The sequence below is a fragment of the Sphingobium sp. Ant17 genome, assembly GCF_000588875.1.
In the GTDB taxonomy this organism is placed as follows: Bacteria; Pseudomonadota; Alphaproteobacteria; order Sphingomonadales; family Sphingomonadaceae; genus Sphingobium.
On record NZ_JEMV01000027.1, the window covers coordinates 43,594 to 70,342 of the forward strand.

Annotated in this window: 17 protein-coding genes and 3 pseudogenes; 11 read left to right on the forward strand and 9 right to left on the reverse strand. The window is 64.3% G+C overall.

Annotated features, from left to right (window positions below):
• Positions 1-5 precede the first annotated feature (5 nt).
• From mnmG to pepN, 5 genes and pseudogenes are all read left to right on the forward strand, one after another.
• Positions 6-1,854, forward strand: a pseudogene (mnmG, locus tag BF95_RS13345) (tRNA uridine-5-carboxymethylaminomethyl(34) synthesis enzyme MnmG).
• Entirely contained in the window at positions 1,851-2,495 is a 645-nt protein-coding gene (rsmG, locus tag BF95_RS13350; protein ID WP_043151878.1) for a 16S rRNA (guanine(527)-N(7))-methyltransferase RsmG, read from the forward strand. The pseudogene mnmG and the gene rsmG overlap by 4 nt, the downstream one beginning before the upstream one ends.
• A complete protein-coding gene (locus tag BF95_RS13355) occupies positions 2,492-3,274 on the forward strand; it encodes a ParA family protein (RefSeq protein ID WP_043151903.1) in 783 nt (260 codons plus the stop codon). The genes rsmG and BF95_RS13355 overlap by 4 nt, the downstream gene beginning before the upstream one ends.
• Entirely contained in the window at positions 3,271-4,191 is a 921-nt protein-coding gene (locus tag BF95_RS13360) for a ParB/RepB/Spo0J family partition protein (protein WP_043151879.1), read from the forward strand. Before BF95_RS13355 ends, BF95_RS13360 begins: the two co-directional genes overlap by 4 nt.
• 68 nt (positions 4,192-4,259) lie before the next feature.
• Positions 4,260-6,857 (forward strand): aminopeptidase N, encoded by a 2,598-nt coding sequence (gene pepN / locus BF95_RS13365; RefSeq protein ID WP_043151881.1) that lies wholly within the window; start codon positions 4,260-4,262, stop codon positions 6,855-6,857.
• A 41-nt stretch (positions 6,858-6,898) separates the two neighbouring features.
• Here the strand turns inward: pepN and BF95_RS13370 are convergent, their stop codons facing one another.
• Genes BF95_RS13370 through BF95_RS13385 form a run of 4 tightly spaced genes read right to left on the reverse strand, consistent with a single transcriptional unit; the run spans position 6,899 to position 10,475 of the window.
• Positions 6,899-7,510, reverse strand: coding sequence for an ABC-type transport auxiliary lipoprotein family protein (locus BF95_RS13370; protein WP_043151904.1), 612 nt, complete (start codon positions 7,508-7,510; stop codon positions 6,899-6,901).
• Between the two features lie 17 nt (positions 7,511-7,527).
• Positions 7,528-8,490: an MlaD family protein gene (locus BF95_RS13375; protein ID WP_043151882.1), complete on the reverse strand. Its 963-nt coding sequence runs from the start codon at positions 8,488-8,490 to the stop codon at positions 7,528-7,530.
• Positions 8,491-8,493: 3 nt separating this feature from the next.
• Positions 8,494-9,366, reverse strand: coding sequence for an ABC transporter ATP-binding protein (locus tag BF95_RS13380; protein ID WP_043151905.1), 873 nt, complete (start codon positions 9,364-9,366; stop codon positions 8,494-8,496).
• Positions 9,366-10,475 (reverse strand): MlaE family lipid ABC transporter permease subunit, encoded by a 1,110-nt coding sequence (locus BF95_RS13385; RefSeq protein ID WP_043151883.1) that lies wholly within the window; start codon positions 10,473-10,475, stop codon positions 9,366-9,368. The genes BF95_RS13380 and BF95_RS13385 overlap by 1 nt, the downstream gene beginning before the upstream one ends.
• 98 nt (positions 10,476-10,573) lie before the next feature.
• On the opposite strand from BF95_RS13385, the gene BF95_RS13390 reads away from it, so the two are divergent.
• Positions 10,574-11,248 carry an HAD family hydrolase gene (locus BF95_RS13390; protein ID WP_043151885.1) on the forward strand — a complete coding sequence of 225 codons (675 nt, stop codon included), beginning with the start codon at positions 10,574-10,576 and terminating at the stop codon, positions 11,246-11,248.
• Between the two features lie 63 nt (positions 11,249-11,311).
• Here the strand turns inward: BF95_RS13390 and BF95_RS13395 are convergent, their stop codons facing one another.
• Genes BF95_RS13395 through BF95_RS13405 form a run of 3 tightly spaced genes read right to left on the reverse strand, consistent with a single transcriptional unit; the run spans position 11,312 to position 15,480 of the window.
• Positions 11,312-13,192 (reverse strand): AsmA family protein, encoded by a 1,881-nt coding sequence (locus tag BF95_RS13395; RefSeq protein WP_235209745.1) that lies wholly within the window; start codon positions 13,190-13,192, stop codon positions 11,312-11,314.
• 34 nt (positions 13,193-13,226) lie between these two features.
• The gene (locus BF95_RS13400; protein ID WP_043151886.1) at positions 13,227-14,156 is read right to left on the reverse strand and encodes a 2-hydroxyacid dehydrogenase; all 930 of its coding nucleotides are present in this window, start codon (positions 14,154-14,156) and stop codon (positions 13,227-13,229) included.
• Between the two features lie 4 nt (positions 14,157-14,160).
• Complete coding sequence (locus BF95_RS13405) at positions 14,161-15,480, reverse strand: cystathionine gamma-synthase family protein (protein ID WP_043151909.1); 1,320 nt, start codon at positions 15,478-15,480, stop codon at positions 14,161-14,163.
• A 176-nt stretch (positions 15,481-15,656) separates the two neighbouring features.
• On the opposite strand from BF95_RS13405, the pseudogene BF95_RS13410 reads away from it, so the two are divergent.
• The 3 genes and pseudogenes from BF95_RS13410 (at position 15,657) to BF95_RS13420 (ending at position 20,534) form a co-directional block, all read left to right on the forward strand.
• Positions 15,657-18,064 (forward strand): annotated as a pseudogene (locus tag BF95_RS13410) (ligase-associated DNA damage response DEXH box helicase).
• A 145-nt stretch (positions 18,065-18,209) separates the two neighbouring features.
• On the forward strand, positions 18,210-19,877 hold the full coding sequence (locus BF95_RS13415; protein WP_152542720.1) for a catalase: 1,668 nt from the start codon (positions 18,210-18,212) through the stop codon (positions 19,875-19,877).
• Positions 19,878-20,072: 195 nt separating this feature from the next.
• Entirely contained in the window at positions 20,073-20,534 is a 462-nt protein-coding gene (locus tag BF95_RS13420) for an ankyrin repeat domain-containing protein (RefSeq protein ID WP_235209746.1), read from the forward strand.
• A 180-nt stretch (positions 20,535-20,714) separates the two neighbouring features.
• Here the strand turns inward: BF95_RS13420 and gyrB are convergent.
• Positions 20,715-23,203, reverse strand: a pseudogene (gyrB, locus tag BF95_RS13425) (DNA topoisomerase (ATP-hydrolyzing) subunit B).
• A gap of 87 nt (positions 23,204-23,290) precedes the next feature.
• On the opposite strand from gyrB, the gene BF95_RS13430 reads away from it, so the two are divergent.
• Positions 23,291-23,773 carry a hypothetical protein gene (locus BF95_RS13430; protein ID WP_043151887.1) on the forward strand — a complete coding sequence of 161 codons (483 nt, stop codon included), beginning with the start codon at positions 23,291-23,293 and terminating at the stop codon, positions 23,771-23,773.
• Positions 23,774-23,872: 99 nt separating this feature from the next.
• Here BF95_RS13430 and BF95_RS13435 read toward each other — a convergent pair whose 3' ends face one another.
• Positions 23,873-25,057, reverse strand: a complete 1,185-nt coding sequence (locus BF95_RS13435) for a hypothetical protein (RefSeq protein WP_043151888.1) — start codon at positions 25,055-25,057, stop codon at positions 23,873-23,875.
• A gap of 155 nt (positions 25,058-25,212) precedes the next feature.
• Between BF95_RS13435 and yczR the strand changes: the two genes are divergently transcribed.
• The gene (yczR, locus tag BF95_RS13440; protein ID WP_043151889.1) at positions 25,213-26,676 is read left to right on the forward strand and encodes a MocR-like transcription factor YczR; all 1,464 of its coding nucleotides are present in this window, start codon (positions 25,213-25,215) and stop codon (positions 26,674-26,676) included.
• Positions 26,677-26,749: the final 73 nt, after the last annotated feature.

Here is a 26,749-nt window from a genome sequence, read left to right on the forward strand (position 1 = left end):
CTCCCATGCAAACTCGCTATGATGTGATTGTGGTCGGCGGCGGCCATGCCGGGTGCGAAGCGGCCGCCGCCGCTGCGCGCAAAGGCGCGCGGGTGGCGCTGCTCACTTTCGACCGTGCCACCGTTGGGGCTATGTCCTGCAACCCGGCGATCGGCGGGTTGGGCAAGGGCCATCTCGTGCGCGAAGTTGATGCGCTCGATGGCCTGATCGGCCGCGCCGCAGACCAGGCCGCGATCCACTATCGCATGCTCAACAGCAGCAAGGGCGCAGCCGTCCAGGGGCCGCGCATCCAGGCGGATCGCAAACGCTATCGCGCCGCCATCCATCAGATGCTCGATGCGCAGGATGGGCTATCCATCGTTGAAGGCGAGGCGGCTGTGCTGGTGGTGCGGGATGGATCAATCGCTGGCCTGTCCCTCGCCGATGGGCGCATGCTGGAGGCTACGTCGGTGGTGCTGGCGACCGGCACCTTCTTGGGCGGCAAGCTGTTTCGGGGCGACGAACGCGAAGCGGCGGTCGCGTCGGCGAGCGGGCCGCGACCAGCCTGGGCGTCCAGTTACGCGATCTTGCTCTCCCCATTGGTCGGCTTAAGACCGGCACGCCGCCGCGCATCGACGGCCGCACGATCGATTGGGCCATGCTGGAAGCGCAGCCATCGGACAGCGACGGCTGGACCATGTCGCCCCTGTCCACCGGTCGCCCGCTACCCCAACTCGCCTGCGCCATCACCCGCACCAATGCGCGCACCCATCAAATCATCCGCGACGGCCTTGGCCGATCGCCCTTGTTCAGCGGCGCGATCGAAGGACGCGGGCCGCGCTACTGCCCCTCGATTGAGGACAAAATTCAGCGCTTCGGCGATCGCGATGGGCATCAGATTTTCCTGGAACCCGAAGGGCTGGACGATCCACTCGTCTACCCCAACGGTATCAGCACTTCGCTGCCGACCGACGTGCAGGTTGCGATGCTGCGATCGATGGCGGGGCTGGAGCAGGCCGATATCGTCGTCCCTGGCTATGCAGTCGAATATGACCATATCGATCCGCGCGCGCTCGACGCGACGTTGGAGGTGCGTGCTATCCTCGGCCTCTTCTGCGCCGGGCAGATTAACGGCACCACCGGCTACGAAGAAGCGGCTGCTCAAGGCTGATCGCTGGCGTGAACGCCGCCGCTCGCGCGCGCGGCGAGGCGACCATGATCCTTGATCGGGCTAGCAGCTATATCGGCGTGATGATCGATGACCTCACCTTGCAAGGTGTGACGGAACCCTATCGCATGCTGACTGCGCGCGCTGAATATCGTTTGCGTTTGCGCGCCGATAACGCCGAGACGCGCCTTGGCGCGATCGGCATAGGGCATGGCGTGATCGGCGCCGTCCGCCGCACGCGGTTGGCGGAGCGGGACGCCCTGCGCGCCGACATAGAGGCAGAACTCACCCAGCCCATCGGTGCCACCACCATGGCCCGGGCGGGTGCATCGGTGCGGCAGGATGGCGTTCGCCGCAGCCTGTTCGAATGGGCGCGCTTCCCCGAAGTCGATCGTGCCTTGATCTTGTCGCTCGCCCCGCGCTTGGCTGCCGCCCCCGCCGACTTGCGCGCAGAGATATTGGAGGATGCGCATTACGCGCCCTATCTCCACCGCCTGGATGCGGAGATAGCCGACCTGCGTCGCAACGAGCGAGTCTTCATCCCCGCCGATTTCGACTTTGCCAGTATCGGCGGCCTGTCCACCGAGATGATCGAACGGCTCGACGCGGCGCGTCCCGATACGCTCGCCGCAGCAGGCCGCATTCGAGGCGTTACCCCTGCGGCCCTCGCTGCCATCCTTGTCCATGTCCGCAAGGTCGCAGCATGACTGAGGAGGAAGCCCGCGCCTGGCTGACGACCCAATTCGACGTTTCACGTGAAACAATGGCGCGTCTGGAACGCTTCGTCGCCATATTGTTGGAGGCGATGGGTGAACAGAATCTCATCGCCGAATCGACCCGCCCGCATGTCTGGGCGCGCCATATCATCGACTCTGCGCAACTCCTCAACCACGCCCAATCGGCAGGGGAGGGTGCATGGATCGACCTCGGATCGGGCGCTGGCCTACCCGGTATTGTTGTCGCTTGCCTGTCCGACCGACCCATGTTGATGGTCGAATCCCGGCGCAAGCGCATCGACTTTCTCAACGAAGCCATCGCCACACTGGGCCTGTCGAATGCCACGGTCTTCGGTGGCCGGGTGGAGATGGTGCCGCAACGCGCCGCCGCAGTGATTAGCGCGCGCGCCTATGCGCCGCTCCCGCGCCTGCTTGAATCCGCCGCGCATCTCTCCGACAAAAATACGATATGGGTGCTGCCTAAGGGGCGAAATGCGCAAAATGAACTGGAGGCGACGCGCCCATCATGGCAGGGTGTGTTTCACGTGGAACCCAGCGTAACGGATGCCGATAGCGCCATCATTGTCGCATGCGCCGTCAAACCCGTCGCCAGAAGGAAAGGTCGCGCATGATCTGTATCGCCATCGCCAATCAGAAGGGCGGCGTGGGCAAGACCACAACGGCGATCAACCTCGCCACCGGTCTTGCCGCTACCGGTCTGCGCGTGCTGCTGCTCGATCTCGATCCGCAGGGCAATGCCTCCACCGGCCTTGGCGTCGGTCAATCCGAACGCACACGATCGAGCTATGATCTGCTCGTCGGCAATTGCGCGCTGGAGGACGCAATCGTCACGACCCGCGTGCCCAAGCTAGACCTCGTTCCCGCGACGCAGGATCTGTCGGGCTGCGAAATCGAGCTGATCGAATATGAGCAGCGCACCCACCGGCTCGAACGGGTGCTGGCCGAAGCCCCGATGGGGCGTTGGGACATTTGCCTGATCGATTGCCCACCCTCGCTCGGCCTGCTCACCATCAATGCGATGGTCGCGGCCCAATCCTTGCTGGTGCCACTGCAATGCGAGTTTTTCGCACTCGAAGGCCTGTCGCAACTGCTCCAGACGGTCGAGCGCATTCGCGGCCGTTTCAATCCAGGCCTGTCGATCATGGGCGTCGCGCTCACCATGTATGACCGGCGCAACCGATTGACCGATCAGGTAGCCGATGATGTGCGCGCCTGCCTCGGCGATCTGGTCTTCACCACCGTCATCCCGCGCAATGTGCGCCTGTCCGAAGCGCCCAGCCATGGCGTCCCGGCCTTGATCTACGACTTCCGCTGTTCAGGATCGGAAGCCTATATGCGGCTCGCGCGTGAACTGATCGCGCGTCTGCCCCGACAGGAGGTTGCCGCTTGAGCGACGAAACGACTGATAAGCCCAAGATTGTGAAGCGGCCGCACGGCCTGGGACGCGGCCTGTCCGCGCTGCTTGGCGACGTCGCGCGCGAAGAACCGGTTGCGCCTGCTGCCTCGCCATCCAGCAAGGCCGTGCAGAATATCGAAGTATCGCTGATCCAGCCGCACCCCGAACAGCCGCGTCGCCATTTCGACGAAGGCGCGTTGCAGGAGCTGGCCGACAGCATCGCCAAGCGCGGCGTGATCCAGCCGATCATCGTCCGCCCACATGGCGGCGGCTTTCAGATCGTTGCGGGCGAACGCCGCTGGCGCGCGGCGCAAAGGGCGCAGCTCCACCGCATCCCCGCCATCGTCCGCGATTTCGATGAGCAGGAAACGCTCGAAATCGCCCTGATCGAAAATATCCAGCGCGAGGATCTCAACCCGATCGAAGAGGCCGAAGCCTATCGCAAACTGATCGGCGACTTCCAGCATACGCAGGACGCCCTGGGCCGCATCGTCGGCAAATCGCGCAGCCATATCGCCAACCTCATGCGCCTGCTCGATCTGCCTCCGTCGGTGCAGCAGCAGGTGATGGAGCAGAAAATCAGCATGGGCCATGCCCGCGCCCTGATCGGCGTGCCCGATTGCGAAACATTGGCGCGGCAGGTCGAACAAAAGGGTCTGTCGGTCCGCGACACCGAACAATTGGTCCGCCGCATGAAGACTGGCGAGGACATGCCTGCGGCACGCCGCAACGGCGCGGCCCCGGAGCCGGACGCGGACATTGCCTCGCTGGAACAGCATCTGGCCGACATATTGGGGCTGAAGGTCGATATCCGGCACGAAGGCAATGGCGGCGGAACGCTGACCCTGCGCTATTCGACCCTCGATCAGTTGGACATGCTGTGTCAGCGCCTGTCAGGCGAGCGGATTTAAGCGGACACAGTGCGAAAAAGCGGGTGACGCCGCTGGTCTTTTCCCGGCCGTCTCCCTAACTTGGGGGAATGGCCGACATGCACGCTTCCCCCGTTTCTCCCTCCATCATTCGTCGCTCGGATTATCGCCCGCCCGACTGGCTTGTGCCCGACATCGCGTTCGATTTCGACCTTGATCCTGCCCGCACCCGGGTCCGCGCGACCCTGATAGTCACGCGCAACGGCGATCATGATCGGCCTTTGCGGCTCGACGGCGATGGCCTCATCCCGTTGGAGGTCCGCATTGATGGCGAAACCGCCACGACCGACCAATGGCATATCGAAGCTGGATCTTTGTCCGTGTCGCTGTCCGGTTCAACACATAGCGTCGAAACGCTGGTCGAACTGGCCCCGGATGCCAACAGCAAGCTAATGGGCCTTTACGCCAGCGGTGGCCTGCTTTGCACCCAGTGCGAGGCGGAGGGGTTTCGCCGCATCACCTTCTTCCCCGACCGACCGGACATCTTGTCGCGCTATGATGTGACGTTGCGCGCCGACAAGGCGCGCTTCCCCATATTGCTCTCCAACGGTGACCCGGTCGCGCAAGGGGAGGGCGACGCCGGACAGCATTGGACACGCTGGGTCGATCCCTTCCCCAAGCCTTGCTATCTGTTCGCGCTGGTGGCCGCCGACCTCGCCTGCAATGTCGACAGCTTCGTGACGATGAACGGCCGTAACGTGCAATTGGGTATCTGGGTGCGCGAGGTAGACCTGCCCCGCACCGGCCACGCCATGCAGGCGCTCAAAAATTCCATGGCCTGGGACGAGCGCGTCTATGGCCGCGAATATGATCTCGATGTTTTCAACATCGTCGCCGTGGCCGATTTCAACTTCGGCGCGATGGAGAATAAAGGCCTCAACATCTTCAATTCCCGCTATATTTTGGCCGACCCGGAAACCGCGACCGACATCGACTATGATGGCGTCGAAGGCGTTGTGGCGCATGAATATTTCCACAACTGGTCGGGCAATCGCGTCACCTGCCGCGACTGGTTCCAACTGAGCCTGAAGGAAGGCTTCACCGTCTTTCGCGACCAGAATTTCTCGGCCGATATGGGTAGCCACGCGGTCAAGCGGATCGAGGATGTGCGCATCCTGCGCGCTGCCCAGTTTCAGGAGGATTCAGGCCCGCTTGCCCATCCGGTACGCCCGGAATCCTATATGGAAATCAGTAACTTCTACACCGCGACCATCTATAATAAGGGCGCGGAGCTGATCCGCATGATCGCGCTGATGCTGGGCCCGGAACGTTTCCGCGCGGGCACCGATCTCTATTTCGATCGCCATGATGGCCAAGCCGCCACCTGCGAGGATTTCGTGTTGGCGATGGAGGAGGGGGGCGAGATCGACTTAACCCAGTTCCGTCGCTGGTATGAACAGGCCGGAACCCCACACGTCCGCGCCACGCTCGATCATGATCCGGTGACCCGGATGGTGAACTTGCATTTGCAACAGTCGCTTGCCCCCACGCCGGGTCAGCCGGACAAGGCCCCAATGGCGATCCCGCTGCGTGTCGCCTTGTTCGATCCGACGACCGGCGCGCATCATGGCGATGAACTGCTGATGCTCACCGAGCCGCAGCAGAGCTTCACCTTCCCCGACTTCGCTACTGCGCCGATCCTGTCGATCAATCGCGGTTTCTCCGCCCCGGTGATCGTCGATACCAACCGCAGCCAGGACGACCTCGCCTTCCTGTCGGCGCATGATGATGATCCGTTCGCCCGCTATGAGGCGATGCAGCAGTTGATGGTCAATATCCTGGTCGGCCGCATCGCCGGGCAGGTAATGGATGACGACGCCGTGATCGCGGCAATCCGCCAGGTCATCTCTGACCCACTGCTCGATCCCGCCTTTGTCGCGGAAGCCATCCGCCTGCCCAGCGAAGCCTATCTCGGTGACCAGATGGCACAGGTCGATCCCGACGCGATCCACGCCGCCCGCGAATCGCTGCAACAGCGGATCGGCGCGGAATTGGAGGTGGACTGGCGCGCGATCCATGCCCGCACCAAGGCTACCGAATTTTCCATCTCCGCTGCCGCCAAGGGGGCGCGCAAGCTGCGGAACAGCGCGCTCGGCTATCTGGTCGCCTCAGGCACGATGGACGGCCCCGCAATGGCCTTCGTCCAGTTCGACGAGGCCCATAATATGACCGAGCGGCAAGCGGCCCTTGCCATCCTCGCCAGCGGTGAGAGTGCCGAACGGGTCGCCGCGCTCGACATCTTCTATAACCGCTATGGGGCCGACGCGCTGACGCTCGACAAATGGTTCCAGACCCAGGCCTTCGCCGTCCATCCCGATACGGTCGATCTGGTCGAGGAACTGGGGCGGCACAAGGACTTTACGCTGGCCAATCCCAATCGGGTGCGCGCCCTCTACGGCGCCTTCACGGGCAACCAATGGGCGTTCCACCATGTTTCGGGCAAGGGCTACAGGCTGGTGGCGGACTGCATCATCGCGCTCGACCGGCTTAATCCGCAAACGGCGGCGCGCCTGGTGCCGCCGCTCGGCCGCTGGAAGCGCTTCGACGAAACGCGCGCTACGCTGATGCGGGGCGAGCTCGAACGCATATTGGCGCAACCCGGCCTGTCCAAGGACGTGACCGAGCAGGCCGGTAAAAGTCTGGAATAGGTAGTATGCCCCCCATTCGCGCGCTGCGAACGGGGCGGTCATCAGTCCTTCATCGCCGCGACCCAGGCCGCGACGTCGCCAGCCACTTTGTTCGCTGCCATGTTAAGCGGCGTTCCGACCGTCATCGACGTGATCTTCCCGCCCACCGGCTGGCTGGCGGTAAACCGTTGCCGGGCCAGCGCAACGCCATTGGGCGTGGTCAGCACGGCATCATAGGTGACCACTGCCATATTGCCCGGCGCGTCGAGACCAAAAGCGATCAACTCACCGGTCAATCGTTGGCCACCATCGCCCGAAAACTGCCCCGAATCGAGCACGACCCGGTCGGTGGTCGCTGAAATCGTCTCGGCCAGCAGACGTCGGAACAGATGGCGCGGCGTGTCGGCCCATTGCACGTCCGTCACATAGGCGACGGACGTCGGGCTGGTCTGCACCGGGACACGTATCGTATCCAACATCTTGGGCGCGTCGGGATCGGACACGATCAACGTCCGCCCTGCGCCTGCGCGCTGTGCCGTGCCAACCGGCACCTTCTGCACCGCATCCAAAGTCAGCAGCCGCTCGGGCACCTTGCCGCCGATGGATACGCAGCCTGACAGCAGGACGGCAGCGGTCAGCGCCGCCAGGGCACCGGTGGGTTTCGCATGGAACATGGTCCGCATCTCTCTCATCATGGCTTATAGTCCGGCAGCTTGGGCGATCCGACCAGCGAACCCGCGCCCTGCTGGTCCAATTTCTCGGCAACGCCGCGGAATGCGCGCGACATTTCACGCAGGTCGCGGACCAACTGGTTCACTTCCGGCATGGTCTGGGTGCTGAACGCTTCCACGCCCGGCTGCGCCGCGCCGATGGTCTTGTCCAGCGTATCGATGCTGCGCGTTGCCGATTGCACGCTCTTGCGCAAGTCGGCCATCAGCGGCCTGCCTTCTTCGTTCAGCATCGCATCGGTTGTCGCCGCCAGCTTGCCGATCTGCTCGACGGCAACGCCGGTGCGCTGCACCGCGATACGCGCCTCGGCCAGGGTCGCGGCGATCTCGGGGCTACGGTCGGCCAAAGCGCCCGACACCCGCTCGACATTGGCCAATATGCCGGCGATCGACTGTTGATTCTTGTCGCTCAGCACTTCGGTCAGCCGCTCGGTCAGCGTCGATAAGCGCTCCAGCAATTGCGGCGCGCTGTTGAGCAATTCGCCCAGTGCCCCCGGCTTGGTCGGGATGACGGGTACGCCATCGGGACATACGGCCTGAGGATTTTCCGCCGGACAGATGATCGGCGGCGCGCCCTTGACTGCGCCGTCCAGCACCACTTCGCTCACCCCGGTAAAGCCGACACCTGCAATGCTGGCGGTCGTGCCCTGCAGCACCGGTGTTCCGTCCTTCACCGTGATGCGCACCCGCACGAAGCCTGGGTCGCGCTTCCACAGGTCGATCGATTCCACCTGACCGGAGGGAACGCCCGCATAGTTGACGCTCGATCCTTTGGCCAAGCCGCTGACCGACTGTTTGAAGAAGATGTCATATTGCTTGTTCTGCCCGTCGGAAATGCGGGAGAACCAGAAGGCAGCAATGATCACCGCCGCCAGCAGCAGCAGCGTGACCGTGCCCACCAGCACATGGTTGGAGCGGGTTTCCATATCCTATTGCCTTCCGTCGGGCGGGGTCTGTGCCGCCTTGTTCTTTTCCCGCGATACCGCCGCCGTCGCGGCGCGGCCACGCGGCCCATTGAAATATTCCTGAATCCACGGATGGTCGAGTGCCAGCAGTTCATCGATCGTGCCCACCGCGATCACCTTCTTGTCCGCCAGCACCGCCACCCGATCACAGATCGAATAGAGCGTATCGAGATCATGGGTGATGAGGAAGACGGTAAGACCCAAAGTCTCCTGCAATTTGCGCGTCTGCTCGTCGAACGCTGCCGCGCCGATCGGGTCCAGGCCCGCCGTTGGCTCGTCGAGGAACAGCAGGTCCGGGTCCAGCGCCAGGGCGCGGGCGAGGCCTGCGCGCTTCTTCATGCCGCCCGACAGTTCCGATGGATATTTCGGCCCCGCCTCGGCGGGCAGGCCGGTCATGCGGATCTTGTAGGCGGCGATCTCGTCGCGCAATTGCGGCCCAATATTGGGATAATATTCGCGGATCGGCACTTCGATATTTTCCGCGACGGTCAGCGTGGAAAACAGCGCGCCACCCTGGAACAACACGCCCCAGCGCTTGCGGATCGCCAGCGCATCGTCATCCAGCCGCCCGACCATCGATTCGCCAAAGACGTGGATCTCACCTGCATCGGGCGTTTGCAGCCCGATGATCGCGCGCATCAAGACGGACTTGCCGGTGCCCGACCCGCCGACCACGCCCAATATCTCGCCCTTGCGTACGTCGAGGTCGAGGCCGTCATGAATGACCTGATCGCCAAAGGCATTGCGGATGCCGCGCACCGAAATGGCGATATCGGACTCCTCGACCGCCTGGGCGAGCCGCGCTTCTTCGGCCTGACGCTGTTCCTCTTCGTTCATCAGTTCCACCCCACCCAGGTGAAGAACACCGCGAAGAAAGCATCGATGACGATGACCAGGAAGATCGCCTGCACGACGGCGGCGGTGGTGCGCAGCCCCACTTCCTCCGCATTGCCCTTGACCTGCATCCCCTGGAAACAGCCGGAAATGGCGATGATCAGGCCGAACACGGGTGCCTTGATCAACCCGACCCACAGGTCGGTGATCGGCACGACTTCGCGCAGCCGTTGAAAGAAGGTGATGGGCGGAATATCGAGCGCAATCGCGCACAGGAATGCGCCACCGATGATCGACATGATCGACGCGTAAAAGCCCAGCAGCGGCATCATGATGACGACGGCCAAGGTGCGCGGCAACACCAGCGCCTCCATCGGCGACACGCCGATGGTCCGCATCGCGTCGATTTCCTCGGTCAGCTTCATCGTGCCCAATTGCGCGGCAAAGGCCGACCCGGAGCGACCCGCGACCATGATCGCGGTCATCAAGACGCCGAGTTCCCGGAAGGTCAGGCGGCCGACCAGGTTGATCGTCAACATCTCCATGCCGAACTGGCGCAACTGCACCGATCCTTGCTGGGCGATGACGATGCCGATCAGGAAGCTCATCAGACCGATAATGCCCAGCGCCGCGACGCCGACGACCTCGAACCGCTGCACGACCGCATTGACGCGGAATCGGCTGGGGTGACGGATCAGGCTCCAGGACGCCACGAGCGTCGCGCCGAAAAAGCCGAGCAGCCCCAACAGCGTCGATGCCGCCGCATGCACTGCTTCGCCGATCTGACCGACGACCCGGCGCAGCGCCGGAACATCGTCGGGATAAATCGACACCGGATCGTCCAGCGCACCGACCGTATCGATCAGTCGCTGCGCATCCGGGCGCGCGCCACTAATGTCGCTACCCAGCCGCTTGGCGGCGCGATGGACTGTCCACGCGCCGATCGTATCCATATGATCGACGTCGGACAGGTCGATCGTGCCGACCGGACCCTGCACGGCATCCAGCCGATCGGGCAGGTCGTGCAGCGACGCGATTGCCAGCGAACCGGAAAGCCGCAGCACGCTGCCGCCGTCGCGTTGTTCTTCGGCCAGTGAAGCAGCTTTATTCATGCGGAGGGATTAGTGGTCCAATATCGGTTGCACGGCAAGCCGAAACGGCCCATCCGCAAGTCCGAACGAAGGGCAGCGGCAAAAGTTTCGGACACGGCATGACGCACCGGTTGGCAATTTACGACATGGATCGCACGGTGACGTTCAGCGGCACCTATACCGGCTTTCTCATTCATGTGGCGCGGGCAATGGCCCCGTGGCGGCTGATATTGCTGTCCTGCGTCGCGCTGCTGATGCTGGCCTATGTGTTCAAGCTGCTGTCGCGTCAGCGGCTCAAGGAACTTAACCAGGCGCTGATGATCGGATTTCATGTGGAACGCGCGCGGTTGATGCCGCATGTCGAAAGCTATGCCGACAAGGTGCTGGCGACGAACCTGCGCGCCGATGCCGTGGCGCAGATCGCGCGCGACCGCGCCGATGGCTATCGCCTCGTCCTCGCCACCGCCTCCTACCGTCTCTATGTCGAACCGATCGCCCGGCGGCTGGGTTTCGACGCGGTGATCGCGACCGACCATCTCTCGCAGGATCTGCGCTATGTCCGCGCCAAGATTGCGGGCGAGAATTGCTACGACACTGGCAAGCTGCGGATGATCAAGGCCTGGATGGCGGCGCAGGCGATCGATCGCACCCAGACCCATATCCGCGCCTATTCCGACCATGTGTCTGACGCACCGATGCTGGAATTTGCCGACGTCCCCATTGCCTCCAATCCGCACAAGCCGCTGGCGAAGCTGGCGGCGGCGCGCGGCTGGACACGCGTCGACTGGAATTAGAAATAGACATCCGTTCGTTTCGAGCGAAGTCGAGAAACGCTCTAACCGAACCGATATGTCGGTCTAACGCATCGCTGACCGTGCCAGCGCGTCGCAATCCGCATCGCTGGCGCGGGGCACCTTGTCGCCACCGATCGCATCGCCGATCATCTTGATGATGCCCTTGGCCGATCGCGCTTCCTTGGGTACCTGAATGTCTGGTGCCTTGATCGTGCCGCGGATTGGCACCGTTCCTTTCAGCCGCAACAGACTGCCCTGTTTGGGCTGCCCGCTCAGCGTCAGCGCCAGCACCTCATCCGACAGGCGGATCGTGCCGGTGGCGCGGGTCTGCGCGCGGGACGTATCGATCAGCACCGGGTTGGTTCTGGCCACCCCGTTCTTGACGTCGAACCGCGCGACCATGCAGCGCAGGACCGCCATCTTGTCCTTGTCGATGGTCAGCCCCTTGCCGACATCCTGCCCCATCAACGCCGCCGTGCGCGCCGGGATCGATCCATCGCGTGCGACCAGCGCGATCGTGCCCGACGACTGCCCGACCGATTGGCGGATGGTGCGCCCCGGCCCATTGAGCGCTATCCGCCCCACCAGCCCACCGTCGATCCGCGTTTCGGGAAAGAAGTCGAGCAGCCGCGCTGACCGCAGGTCAAGCGCCAGGTCGAGTCGCGGCCCGCCATCGCGCTGATCCACCGTCAACCGCCCGCCCAGCACCCCGCGGGTCAGGTCCATCCGCAACGGTTCGACCACCAGCCGACTGCGCTCCAGCGTCAGCACGCCCTTGAGCGAACGGAACGGGCTGGACCCAGGCCATAACAGCCGATCCGCCTGTATCTCCAGGCGACCATCGGTGCGCGCCATATTGCGCAGGTCGATGGCGGTATCCGGGATCAGCCGGTCGCCCAGCCGCGCGCGCTTGGCTGCGGCCTTGCGTCGGCCCTCGTCCGACGACAGGTCGTTGAAATCCAGTTGCGCCGCGCGGATCGTGCCGTCGATCCGGGTACGACCCTCGCGCTTGCGGACGGTGGCATGGCCCGCAATCTCGGACCGGCCAATCGTGCCTTTGAGCGATTCGATGATCCAGTCCGGCCGCTCGCGCACCACCTGTGCCGTCAGCCGCACGGGCTGCGTGCCCGGCAGGCCCGCTTCGATGATCGCGTCCAGCACCCGCAGGTCGATCGCATGACCCGTCACCTTGCCGCGCAGATGGCCGATGTCGAGCGGCCCATCCATCGTGCCGTCGAACGTCATGCCCACCGCATCGCCCGCGATCTCGGCCTGGAATGGCCAGCGCACACCCGCCTTATGCCCCAATATCGCCGCACCATTGGCGGTCACCGTCACAGGATGGCCACGTATGTCACCCTTGCCGGACAGGCGCAGCCCCTTGCCATCGACGATCAGCGCCGCGTCGACCGACCGCCTGCGTTTGTCGTCGCGATAGGCGATGCTGCTGTCGCTGACGGTCAGGGTGCGCAGCGCGGGGCGCTTGCCCTTGCTGTCATCGCCACCGCTACGCTCGCCGCGCCAGCTTTCGCGCCCATCGGCCGCGCGATAGAAGTTCAGGCGCGCGCGGCGCAGGTCCAGCGTCTCCACCACCGACCCGCCGGTCAGCAGCGCGAACGCCGAAAAACCCACCCGCGCCTCGCCGATCCGGGCGAGATCGCCATCCCCCTTGGCCCAGTCCGGTTGCGGCACCCGCATATCGGTCAGGCGCACGATGGGGTGAAAAGAAAAGCGATCCTCACGCGTCATCGCGCCGATCGTCACGGGCTTGCCGATCCGCGCCGACAGCCGTTCCTCGATCCGCTCTTTGAACAGGCCCCAGGGGAAGGCCGCCAGCAGCAGGACGGCAAGCACCAGCAGCACGACCAATCCGGCACCAATGCCTATGGCCCATCGCGATCCAGTCTTTGCGTTCGCCACCACCCGTCCCATCCCCCTGATCATCGTATCGCACCCAACGCACGACTCGTCGCTGGGTTCAGCCGCGCACCGGGGAGGGGAGCGGCGCTCCGGCAAAATGCGCCGCCAGATTGGCCAGCATCATCTGCGCCATTTGCGCCACTGCCTCATGCGTGGCCCCGCCGGTATGCGGGGTCAGCACGACATTGGGCACATCGGTCCAGCGCGCCGGATCGGTCGGTTCGGGATCATAGACATCGATTGCCGCGCCGCCCAATCGCCCGGACGTGAGCGCCGCGATCAGCGCCGCTTCATCCACCAACTGCCCGCGCGCGACATTGACCAGCAACCCCTCCGGCCCCAGCGCATCCAGGATCACAGCGGAGATCATACCCCGATTGCTCTCATCCGCCCGCGCCGCGACCAGCATTATGTCGCTCTCCCGCGCCAGCGCGTCCAGGCTGGCGGCGCGCGGCCAGGGGAGGGCGGGCTTCTCGCGCGGCCCCCACCAACGAACCTGCATCCGCATCGCCTGCGCCCGCTCCGCCACCGCCACGCCGATCGATCCCATGCCGACGATGCCCAGCTTCGCCCCACCCATCGACCGGGTCCGCGTCTTGGCCTCCATCGTCCATTGGCCCGCGCGCAAATGCCGGTCGCCGCCCACGATCCAGCGCCGATGCGCGATCATCAGGCCGATCGCATGATCGGCGACATCCTGCGCATTGGCGTCGCCCGCATGAGTCACCGCAATGCCGCGCTCCCGCGCCAGCGCCAGGTCCACGCCGTCATAGCCCACGGTGAAGCAGGCGATCAGCGACAGGCGCGGCATCGCGTCGACCAGCGCCCGCTCCAGCACGAACTCGCCCGCCCAGATCACGGCGTCCACACGTGCCAGCGCCGCCGCATCGGGCTGTTCCCACAGCGTCATGACGTCATAATCCTGCGCCAGCAGGGGCACGACCGGGGCCAGCAAAGCCTGGCCCACCAAGAGAGCCGGTCGCGTCATCGCCTTACCCGATCGCCCGCAACGCTTGCGCAAAGTCCGCGATCAGGTCGTCGGCATCCTCGCAGCCGATCGAGATGCGCACCATATTGTCGCCGATCCCCAACGCCGCCTTGCGCGCGGCCGGCACCGACAGATGCGTCATTGCAGCGGGATGGCTCGCCAGCGTCTCGGTCCCGCCCAGGCTGACTGCCAGCTTGGCGATCTTGAGCGCATCGAGAAAAGCGAACGCCTCCGCCTCGCCACCGTTCAGATAGAGCGAGAAGGTCGATCCCGCCCCGGTGCAATGCCGCTCGTAAATATCCCGCTGCCGCTCGGTTTCGGGGAAGCCGAGATAGACGATCTTCTCCACCTGCGGCTGCGCGCGCAGCCAGGCGCACACCTTGGCCGCATTCTCGCCCGCCCGGCTCATCCGCAATTCCAGCGTCTCCAAGCTGCGCATCAGCATCCAGGCCGAATGCGGGTCCAAAATCGTGCCGATCGTGTTGCGCATCAACCGGATCGTGGTGATCAACGCGCTGGACCCCAACACCCCGCCTGCGACCAGGTCGCTATGTCCGCCTGCATATTTGGTCAGGCTGTAGATCACCAGATCCGCGCCATGGGCGAGGGGCTTCAACCATAACGGCCCCAAAAATGTATTGTCGATCGCGATCGGCGGCACATGGCTCTCGCCCGCAAAGGCCAAGTCGCGCCGCGCAACCACTGCTTCGATATCGACCAGCACATTGGTCGGATTGGCCGGGCTTTCGAGATACAGTAGCGCCACGCGACCCAGCCCCTTGGCCTTCTCGATCACCGCGCCAATCTCGTCGTCGGTCGCGCCCGCAGGAAAATCGAGCCACTGCACCCCGAACTTGCCCAATATCCGCCCGATCAGTGATTCGGTCGCGGCATAGAGCGGCGCGGAATGGACGATCACATCGCCCGGTTGCACCATGGCGAGCAGGGTGGTGGCGATCGCCGACATGCCGCTGGAAAAGAGCAGCGCATCCTCGGCCTCTTCCCACACCGACAGCCGATCCTCGGCAATTTCCTGATTAGGACCATTGAAGCGCGAATAGACAAGGCCCTCCGATCCGCCCGGCCTTATGCCCGTCACGCCCTCGAAATGCCGCTTCCCCGCCGCCGCGCTTTCGAACGCGAAGGTGGACGTCAGGAAGATCGGCGGCTTCAACGATCCTTCCGACAGGGTCGGGTCATAGCCGTGCCCCATCATCAGCGTCGCGGGCTTCAGCTTGCGCCCATCAATCTCCATGATCGGCGGCTTGGGACGACGGCGGTTGGACTCGACGCCCGTCAGATCGGCTTCGGTTTGGCCAGACATATCGTTGATCTCCTGCATGATGCGGCATCTGCTGCGCCGCTCTTGATGGCAGGATGGTAACGCAGGGATAGGCGGGACGGCCAGAGGGAAGGGTAAGAATATTTCGCCCTACCGTATTTATATTGCCATCTTCGCGCCTGCTTTCGCCAAGGCATCATCCACCCTACATCCACCCCATGGATGCTCTCCCCCAAGTGCTGGAAGACTGGTTCGCCGGCCGCGGCTGGGCACCGCGTTCGCACCAGCGCGCCATGCTTGCCGCCGCGCGCCGGGGTGATCATGCGCTGCTGGTCGCGCCGACCGGGGCGGGCAAGACGCTGGCGGGCTTCCTGCCGACCCTGGCCGACCTCATTGATCGCCCGACCGACCGGCTCCACACTCTTTATGTCTCGCCGCTCAAGGCGCTAGCCGTGGACGTCCGCCGCAATCTCCTGACCCCGATCGAGGAGATGGCGCTCCCGATCCGCGTCGAAACCCGCACCGGCGACACGCCGTCGGACCGCAAGGCGCGCCAGCGCGTCAAGCCGCCCCATATCCTCCTCACCACGCCCGAATCGCTCTCGCTGCTGCTCAGCTATCCCGATTCTGCCCTGATGTTCGCCGATCTGCAGACCGTTATCGTCGACGAAGTCCACGCCTTCGCCACACAAAAACGCGGTGATCTGCTCAGCCTGTCGATGGCCAGGCTGCAGACGATCAACCCCGCACTACGCCGCGTCGCCTTGTCCGCCACCGTGGCGGATGTCGACGCCTATCGCGCCTGGCTCGCGCCCGACGGCGATATCGACACCGTCGCGGCGGTATTGGGGGAGGCGGGGGCGGAGCCGAACGTCACCATTCTCATTCCCGAAGGTCGCGTCCCCTGGTCGGGCCATTCGGGCAAATATGCCGCCAATCAGGTGATGGCCGAAATCGCCGCGCATCAAACGACGCTCGTCTTCTGCAACACGCGGGGCCTTGCCGAACTCATTTTTCAGGAACTCTGGTCGGCAAACGACGCCAACCTGCCCATCGCCATCCACCATGGCAGCCTGTCGATTGAAGCCCGGCGCAAGGTGGAAAGTGCGATGGCCGACGGCAAACTCCGCGCTTTGGTCGCCACCGCCTCGCTCGACCTCGGCGTCGATTGGGGCAATGTCGATTGCGTCATTCAGATGGGCGCCCCCAAAGGCTCATCGCGCCTGCTCCAGCGAATCGGCCGCGCCAATCACCGGCTCGATCAGGCCAGCGAGGCGATCCTCATCCCCGGCAACCGCTTCGAATATCTCGAAGCGCGCGCCGCCCTCGACGCGGTCGAGGCGGGCGAGCGCGACGCCGATGATTTCCGCGTCGGCAGCCTCGATGTTCTCGCCCAACACATCATGGGCCTCGCCTGCGCCGGTCCCTTTCACGAAGCCGCGATGCTCGCCGAAATCCAGTCCGCCACCCCCTATAGCGCACTGACGCCCGACGCCTTCGCCTCCGTCCTCCATTTCATCGAAGGCGGCGGCTATGCCTTGCGCGCCTATGATCGGTTCAAACGGCTGGCTCAGGATGCGGACGGCACATGGCGCGTCGCCCACCCGCGCTTCATTCAGCAACACCGCCTCAACGCCGGTATCATCGTCGATCAGCCCGCGCTCGCCGTCCGCTTCGCCAATGGCCGCAAGCTCGGCACGGTGGAGGAGGGCTTCGCTGCCCAGCTTACGCCCGGCGACAGCTTCTTCTTCTCCGGCATGGCGCTCGAAGTGGTCAAGATGGACACCACCGATCTGGTCGTCCGCGCCACCTCCAAACAGGCGCGCATCCCCAGTTGGGGCGGCAGCCGCATGGCCATGTCTACGCGCCTCGCCGACCGGGTCCGCGCCTTCCTCGCTAGCCCCGACCAATGGCATCGCTTCCCATCCGACGTACGCGAATGGCTGGACATGCAGAAACTCCGCTCCGTCCTGCCGCAACCGGGCCAACTACTCATCGAAACCTTCCCGCACGAAGGCCGCCATTATCTGCTCTGCTACAGTTTCGAAGGCTGGAACGCGCATCAATCGCTCGGCATGCTGCTCACCCGCCGGATGGAGAGCCAGGGCCTCCTGCCCTTGGGCTTCGTCGCCAATGATTACGCCTTGGCAGTCTATGGCCTCAAACCCGTCACCGATCCGCACAGCCTTTTCTCCGCCGACATTCTCGATCATGAATTTGTCGATTGGGTCGAACAATCGAGCCTGCTCAAGCGCGCCTTCCGCGACGTCGCGGTCATCTCAGGCCTCATCGAGCGCCAGCATCCCGGCAAACGCAAGACCGGGCGGCAGGTCACTTTCTCCACCGACCTCATCTACGACGTGCTGCGCAAATATCAGCCCGACCATCTGCTGATCAAGGCGGCCTGGGCCGATGCCCGTGCGCGGATGACCGATGTCGGGCGGCTGGGCGACCTGATCGACCGGGCCGCCACGACCATGCTGCATGTCACGCTCGACCGGGTCAGCCCGCTCGCCGTGCCGGTCCTCATCCTCATCGGCCGCGAACAAGTCGCGCAGAGCGCCGCCGAGGACGCGCTGCTGATCGAGCTGAAGCGCTGGTGGCGCAGGCGATGCGCCCGGACTGATCCTTGCTGCGGCAATGATCGAAAATCCCACTATCTGAAAGCTAGATAAGCCGTTTCTCTTGCGGACCTTACGGGTCCATCCATCGTTTCCCAGTCCGAGGGGTGTCGATCGTCACGATCGACAAAACAACAGAGGAACCTGATCATGTCGAATTCACCGATTTCGGCCGCGCCCTTGCGCGGCCTGACCCTGGCTGCCGTCAGCCTGTCCGCGCTCGTCGGCGCACAGGCCTCGGCCCAGACCAACACGCAGGTCGCCCCGCGCATGGCCACCGTCACCCTGCCGGCCGACGCCGGGCAGACGATGACCGTCCCCGCCGAAGCCGCACCCGCGACCGTCCCCAACCTCACGCGCGACAATGGCGCGCCGATCGGGGCCAACCGCAACAGCAAGACCGCGGGCGACCTTGGTCCGGTGCTGCTCGAAGACACCACGCTGATTGAAAAGCTCGCCCGCTTCGACCGCGAACGCATTCCAGAGCGCGTCGTCCACGCTCGTGGCACCGGCGCACACGGCGTGTTCCGCGCCACGACCGACATCAGCGACCTGACCCGCGCCTCGCTCTTTGCGGCGGGCAAGGAAACCCCGGTCTTCGTGCGCTTTTCCGCCGTCATCCACCCGTCGGGCAGCCCCGAAGGCCTGCGCGACCCGCGCGGTTTCGCCACCAAATTCTACACCGATCAGGGCAATTGGGATCTGGTCGGCAACAATCTGCCGATCTTCTTCATCCGCGACGCGATGCAATTCCCGGACATGGTCCATAGCCTCAAGCCTTCGCCGGTCACCAACAAGCAAGACCCCAACCGCTATTTCGACTTCTTCTCGAACACGCCCGAATCCACCAACATGCTGACCCAGCTCTATTCGAACCTGGGCACGCCTTCCTCCTACCGCACCATGGATGGCAATGGCGTCCACGCCTTCAAGCTGGTGAATGCGCAAGGCAAGGTGACCTTCGCCAAGTTCCGCTGGATCAGCCGCCAGGGCGTGAAGAATCTCTCCGGCCCGGATGCAAGCACGGCCCAGTTCAACTTCCTGACCGATGACCTCTATCGCGAAGTCGGCAAGGGCAATTTCCCGACCTGGGATCTGATGGTGCAGACCATGTCGCCCGAACAATTTGCAGGTCTCGACTATAATCCGTTTGACGATACCAAGGAATGGCTCGACGTGCCGTTCCGTAAGATCGGCGAGATGACGCTCAACAAGATGCCCGCCAACTATTTCGAGTTCACCGAACAATCGGCCTTTGCGCCATCCAACATGGTGCCCGGCATCGAAGCCTCGCCCGACCGTATGCTCCAGGGCCGCTTGTTCAGCTATGCCGACACGCAGCGCTACCGCGTCGGCGCGAACGTCTTGCAGTTGCCGGTCAACAAGCCGCTGGCACCGGTGGTCAATAATTCGCAGGACGGCGTGATGGACGCGACCGGCTCGACCTCTAACGTCAATTATTTCCCCGCGATGGTGCAGAAGCAGGCCGCCGCCGAATATGGCCAGTCGACCTATGCCATCAACGCGACGGTCGATGCCAAGCCAATCGAAAAGACCAATAATTTCGCGCAGGCAGGCATTTTCTATCGCGCGCTGTCGACCAAGGACAAGGCCGACCTGATCGCCAACCTCGCGGGCGATCTGGGTCAAGTCACGTCCGACCGCACCCGCACTATGATGGTCAGCTATTTCTACCAGGCCGACAAGGATTACGGCACCCGCATCGCCAAGGCGGTCAACGTGCCGATGGCAGAAGTGACCAAGGCCGTCACCGAATATGAAGCCGCCTACCCGCAACAGCGCCTGACCGTGCGTTAAGAAAAACCGAAAAGCCCCTCCCCTTCAGGGGAGGGGTTTGGGGTGGGGGCGTGGCCGGCCAAATGCCAGCTCCGACAGCTAATCCCACCCTCACCAAGGACTCCCCATCATGCTCTCCCTCCTCCTGGCCACAGCGTTGGCCGCCGCAACCCCCGCGCTGGACGCGCTCCCCACCCCCGACGCCGCCAGCAACTCTTGTTCGACGCCGCCCGGCTCGGGCGCACCGACATGATCGCGCCGCTCGTCAAGGCAGGCGTTGACCTCAACGCCACCGACGCACGCGGCTTCACCCCGCTGATTCTCGCGGCCTATAATGGTCAGGCGGACACGCTCGACGCGCTGATCGCCGCCGGTGCCGACGCCTGCAAGCCCGACGGATCGCAAGGCAACACTGCGCAAATGGGCGTCGCCTTCAAGGGCAATGACGCGATCGCCGCCCGGCTGCTAAATGCTGGCTGCGACGTCAACGCCCGTAACAAGGCCGGGCAAACCGCGCTGATGATGGCCGCGCTCTTTGGTCGCAGTGCCCAGGTCGCCATGCTGGTCAAGGCCGGTGCCGACCCAGCGCTCGCCGACGCCTCCGGCCGCACCGCCAAAGCCGTCGCACAGGGCCAGGGCAATGACGCGATGGTCAGGCAACTCGACGCCACGCCATAACCGTTCCGGGCGGACATAACGGACAAAGCCTGTTCCACGTGAAACGGAAGATGCCGCTATTTCAGCCTCTTCCGATTCGCTGTGCTCCGGCAAAGCAGACATAGGGCGACATTGTACGGGAAGGCGAACCACCCCGTCCAATGTCATTTTCGCAAACCCATGTCCGCTTCGCTGTCCGTTTTACACGTCCAGATTGGCGACGTTCAGCGCATTATCCTGGATGAACTCGCGCCGGGGTTCGACGACTTCGCCCATCAGGCGGCTGAAAATCTCGTCGGCAATATCCGCCTGCTCGACCTCGACCCGCAGCATCGACCGATTGTCGGGGTCCAGCGTGGTTTCCCACAGCTGTTCGGCATTCATCTCGCCCAGACCCTTGTAGCGCTGGATCGCCAGCCCCTTGCGCCCGGCCGCCAAAATCGCTTCCAGCAATTCGCTCGGCCGGGTCACCAGCGTCATGCCCTTGGCCGGTGCCGCGGGCAGGTCATCGTCGCCCGCATCCTCGGCGGCCATCGCAGCCTTGGCGGTGACCAACCGGGCAGGGGTCAGATAGCTTTGCGATTCCTCGCTCGCCAATGTGTGCAGCTTGCGCGCCTCGGCCGACCCGACGAAGCCATGTTCGATGACATGATGATCGGTCACGCCGCGCCACAGCCGTTCGAAATGGAAACCGCCCTCTTCGGCGATCCGGCCGGTCCATTTGCCCTCGGCATCCTGCGCGCCCATCCACGCGACGGCCGCGGCCAGGCGGGTCGCCTGTTCGTCCTGCGACAATTCAGGGTCGAGCGCCCCGGTCAGGCTCAGCGCCTCGATGATCGCCGGGTCATAACGGCGGGGGACATAGCGCATCACCGCGCGCATCCGCCGGGCATGATCGACCAGGCTCTTGAGGTCATTGCCGGTCCGGGTGCCGCTCGGCCCCTCCAGCACCATTGATTCGACCCCATTATCGACCAGATATTGCTCCAGCGCAGTGTCGTTCTTCAGATAGAGTTCGCTGCGACCCCGCGTCGCCTTATATAGCGGTGGCTGGGCGATATAGAGATGCCCGCCCTCGATGATCTGCGGCATCTGGCGATAGAAGAAGGTCAGCAACAGCGTGCGGATATGCGCGCCATCGACGTCCGCGTCGGTCATGATGACGATCTTGTGGTAGCGCAGCTTTTCCAGGTTGAAATCGTCGCGGATGCCCGTGCCCATCGCCTGTATGAGTGTGCCGACTTCCTTGGACGACAGCATCTTGTCGAACCGCGCGCGCTCGACGTTCAAAATCTTGCCCTTCAGCGGCAGGATCGCCTGATTATGCCGGTTGCGGCCTTGCTTCGCTGAACCGCCGGCCGAATCACCCTCGACCAGGAACAGTTCGGACTTGGCCGGGTCGCGCTCCTGGCAATCGGCCAGCTTGCCGGGCAGGCTGGCGATATCCAGCACGCCCTTGCGCCGTGTCAGTTCGCGCGCCTTCTTGGCAGCCTCACGCGCGGCGGCGGCGTCGATCACCTTCTGGATGATCATCTTGCCATGCGCGGGATTTTCCTCCAACCACTCTGCCATCTTGTCGGCCATCAGGCTTTCCAAGGGCTGGCGCACTTCGGAACTGACCAGCTTGTCCTTGGTCTGCGACGAGAATTTGGGATCGGGCAGCTTGACCGAGACGATCGCGGTCAGCCCCTCGCGCATATCCTCGCCGGTCAGGCTCACCTTCTCCTTCTTCAACATGCCGGACTTTTCGGCATAATTGTTGAGGGTGCGGGTCAGCGCAGCGCGGAACGCGGCCAGATGGGTGCCGCCGTCGCGCTGTGGGATATTATTGGTGAAGCACAGCACATTTTCATAATAGCTGTCGTTCCATTCCAGCGCGACTTCGATGGTCACATCGTCGCGCGTGCCTGAAATCGCGATCGGCTCCGGCATCATCGCCGCCTTGTTGCGATCGAGATAGCTGACGAAGGCCGCAATCCCACCTTCATAATAGAGTTCGATCGTCTTGCTTTCCTCATGCCGCGCGTCTGTCAGGAACAGGCGCACGCCGCTGTTGAGGAAAGCCAACTCGCGATAGCGATGCTCCAGCTTGTCGAAGTCATATTCGGTGACGTTTTTGAAGGTGTCGGTCGAGAACATGAAGGTGACCTTCGTGCCCTTCTGCCCCGGCGCGGCTGGCCCCAGCACCTTCAGTGGCGCTTCGGCATCGCATGGCGGAACCGCATCCAATGCTCCTGGCCATCGCGCCAGATGTTCAGCTCCAGCCAGTCGGACAGCGCGTTCACCACGGACACGCCCACGCCATGCAGGCCGCCCGACACTTTATAGGCATTGTCGTCCGACGTATTCTCGAACTTACCCCCGGCGTGCAACTGGGTCATGATGACTTCGGCTGCCGATACGCCTTCTTCGGTGTGGATGCCGGTTGGGATGCCGCGGCCATTGTCCATCACGCTGACGGAGCCATCGGGGTTCAGCGTGATGTCGATCCGGTCGCAATGCCCGGCCAGGGCTTCGTCGATCGCATTGTCGCTGACCTCGAACACCATATGGTGCAGGCCGCTGCCATCGTCGGTATCGCCGATATACATGCCCGGCCGCTTGCGGACCGCGTCCAGACCTTTCAGCACCTTGATGCTGTCGGCGCCATATTCGTTGCTGTTCGGGGAGTTTACGGGTTCTTCGCTCATAGCCCAGCCTATAGGGAAAGGCGGGCTGAAACTAAAGCGAAACATGGCCCCTTCCCCCTGGCCTCGCGCCGGTCTATCCCGCTATCCATGGTTAGAACTTTCGCTCTCCTCCTGACGCTCGCCGCCTGCTCCGACAGCCGCGAGGTGCTGGACGAACTGCCCAACAGCTCACTCGTCGATGCGCAGCCGCAGGAGGCGACGGAAGCCCGCATGGATACGCCTGCCGCACAGCCGGTGATGATCGGTGAAGACGGGCTTCGGTTCGACGCCTGCGGCGGTCTTGGCCAGGTGAGCCGGAGCGGGGCAGGGGGCCTGCCCTTGCTCGCCGCGCCCTTTGCCGATGCCAAAATACTGGCCCGACTGCCCGATGGCCAGCGTGCCTATATCTGCAACCGCAGCCTCGATCAGAAATGGCTGGGCGTCGTCGTCCAGCCCGTCGCTCCCGCCGACGGTGCCCCGGCCGCACCCGATTGCGGCGTGTCGTCGCCTGTGGACCGCAAGCAAGCCTATGACGGCCCCTGCGTCAGCGGCTGGCTCGCCAGCCCTTATGTGCGGCTGATCGGCGGGTGAAAATCGGGCTTCACCAACGTCCGTTCGCTTCGAGCGAAGTCGAGAAGCGCTGGGCACCAGCTCGACGCCACTCGACACGAACGGGCGCAGTTTTCCGTGTCACTCGATGCCGGTAAACACCAGCTTCTGCACCCGCCGCCCGGTATTCACTTCGGTCGTATAGATATTGCCTTCGCTGTCGGTATCGATGCTGTGCAGCCAGGTGAACTGCCCCGCCTGCCGCCCGATCCGCCCGACCGCGCCCAGCACCTCATGCGTCTTGCGCCGTAAAATCCACACCCGTCCGTTCATCATGTCGGCGACATAGAGATAGGTCTGCTCGGGGTCGGGCGAGAAGGCGATGTCGGTGACCGTATGCGTGCCCCCCGTTTCCGCCGCGATAGCCAGATTGCGCACGAAGGTCAGCGCCCCGTCCTTGCCGCGCTTGAACAATTGCGCCCGGTTATTGTTGCGGTCGCACACATAGACATGCCCGTCCTTCGTCGGCACCACGCAATGCACGATGTCGCCAAAGATATCGGCCTTGGGATTGGCCACCTTGCTGGGGTCGACCGCATGGCTCTGGTCAAACGTCCCCTCGCGGGTCGGCGCGATCGGCGGCTTGCCATAGGCGCCCCAGCGCCCCTTATAGCCATTGGTCTTCGCGTCGAAGCCGATCACCCGGCGGTTCACATAGCCGTCCGACACCAGCACCATGCCATCGACCTGATGCACGTCGGACGGATTGCCCAGCCGGTCGGTCGCATCATTGCCCTTGGTCTCGCCCCGCTTGCCAAAGGCGCGCAGGAAATTGCCGTCCGCGCTGTAGTTCAGCACGACATGGTCGTCCTTGCCATTGCCGCCGAACCAGACCGTATTGGCCTGATCGACGAATATGCCATGCAGGCTGGCGGGCCACTGACTGACCCCATCGACCATGGGCGCGCTCGCCGTGCCGCCCCAGCCGCCCTTGTAGCTGCCATCCTTGCCGAAGCGCACCACCGGCGGCGCAGGCTTGCAGCAGACCGCGATCGGCGGCGTTTGGGCCAACCCCGTGTCGGTTCCGGTCAGCGAATGGGGCCGATGCACGACCCAGACCGAATCGTCTGGCCCTACCGCCACGCCGCTTACCTGCCCCAGCAACAGGTCGTCCGGCATCGTCGGCCAGGCGGCATCCACCTTGAAGCGCGGCATTTTGGTGCCAGCCGGCGCAATCTGCTCGAACGCCAGCGGCGACAGGGCGGGCGGTGAGGGCGCAGCGGCGCTCAGCATCAAAAGAAGGGCGCAGGCAAGGACGGGGCGCATGGGGTCAGGCTCCTGGGATCAACGGGTTGGCGGGATCATGCCCATCTGATCCGACAGGTCAACGGCGCAGGCAGGTTCGGCGCAATTGGCCTTTTCCATCAGGGCCATTGCGGGGTAAATGGCATGGAATTGCCCCCCAAACGGAACGCTGCGCCATGTCCACTTCGCACCTTCGCCCGCCCTCCCTGCTGCGCCTGCTCGGCGCGTGGCGCGCACTCGACAGTGCGCAGCCTGCCTATCGGCAACTCGCGCAGGCGTTGCGGATGCTGGTGCTGGACGGCCGGATCGGCCTCAACGTCCGCCTGCCGGGCGAGCGGGAACTGGCCGCTGCGCTGGGTCTCAGCCGTACCACCATCGCCGCCGCCTTCGATCGGTTGCGCGACGAAGGCTATCTCGAAAGCCGCCAGGGATCGGGCAGCGTCACCCGCCTGCCGCCCGGTGACGCCCCCGCGCCGCCTGTCGATGACGATAGGACCAGCGGCGGCAATCTCTTGAACTGGACCCATGCCGCGCTCCCCGCCGCGCCCGGCGTGGCGCGCGCCTATGCCGCCGCGCTCGACGCGCTGCCCGCCCATCTGGGCGACCTTGGCTATGACCCTCTTGGCCTTCCGGTGCTGCGCCGCGCGATCGCCGCCGATTATGAACGGCGCGGTTGCCCGACCAGCCCGGACCAGATCATCGTCACCAATGGTGCGCAGCAGGGCTTCTCCTTGCTGCTTCACTGGCTCGCCGGGCCGGGCGATCGCGTCGTGATCGATCATCCGACCTATCATAACGCGATCCAGGCGCTGCAGCGTGCTCATGTCGTGCCGGTGCCCGTGGGCCTGCCGACGCAGGGCTGGGATATCGACGCGATGGATGCGGCCTTCCGCCAGACGGCCCCGCGCTTTGCCTATATCATCGCCGATTTCCACAACCCCACCGGGCGCAGCATGGATCCGGCCACCCGCCGCGCGCTGGTCGCGGTCGCCGCGCGCAGCCACACCCCGCTGGTAATCGACGAAACGATGGTGGCGATGGGCCTCGATTTCACGGCCCCGCCGCCGGTCGCGCTGCATGATCCGTCGGGGCGGCAGGTCATCACCATGGGCTCGGCCAGCAAAATCTATTGGGGAGGGCTGCGCACCGGCTGGATACGCGCCGACCCGCAGACGATCGCCGCGCTCGCCCGCCTGCGCACGACGACCGACATGGCCAGCCCGGTGCTGGAACAGCTCGCTGTCGCGCATCTGCTGGACGCGGGCGAGGGGCTTGGCACCCGCGCCGCCATGCTGCGCGACCGGCGCGACCATCTGCTCGCCCTCATCGACCGGCACCTGCCCCACTGGCGGGTCGAAGCGCCTGCGGGCGGCCTGTCGCTCTGGGCGCAACTCCCCCGCGCCGAAGCGACGGCGCTGGCCGCACTGGCCGAAAATCTGGGCGTGCGCGTCGCACCGGGACCGCGTTTCGGGGTCAGCGGCGCGTTCGAACGTTTTCTGCGGCTCCCTTTCACCCTCTCCGAAGTGCAACTCGCCACGGGCGTCGAACGCCTCGCCGAAGCCGACGCCCGCCTCCATGCCCGCCTGCCCAGAAGCCGCGATTCGCTTGCGCTCGCATTGGAAGCGGATCGATTGATCTGAGATGCCTTATCCTCCTGCGCCGAAGGCGTGGGGAGGGGGACTGCCGCGAAGCGGTGGGGGAGGGGCCATGGCG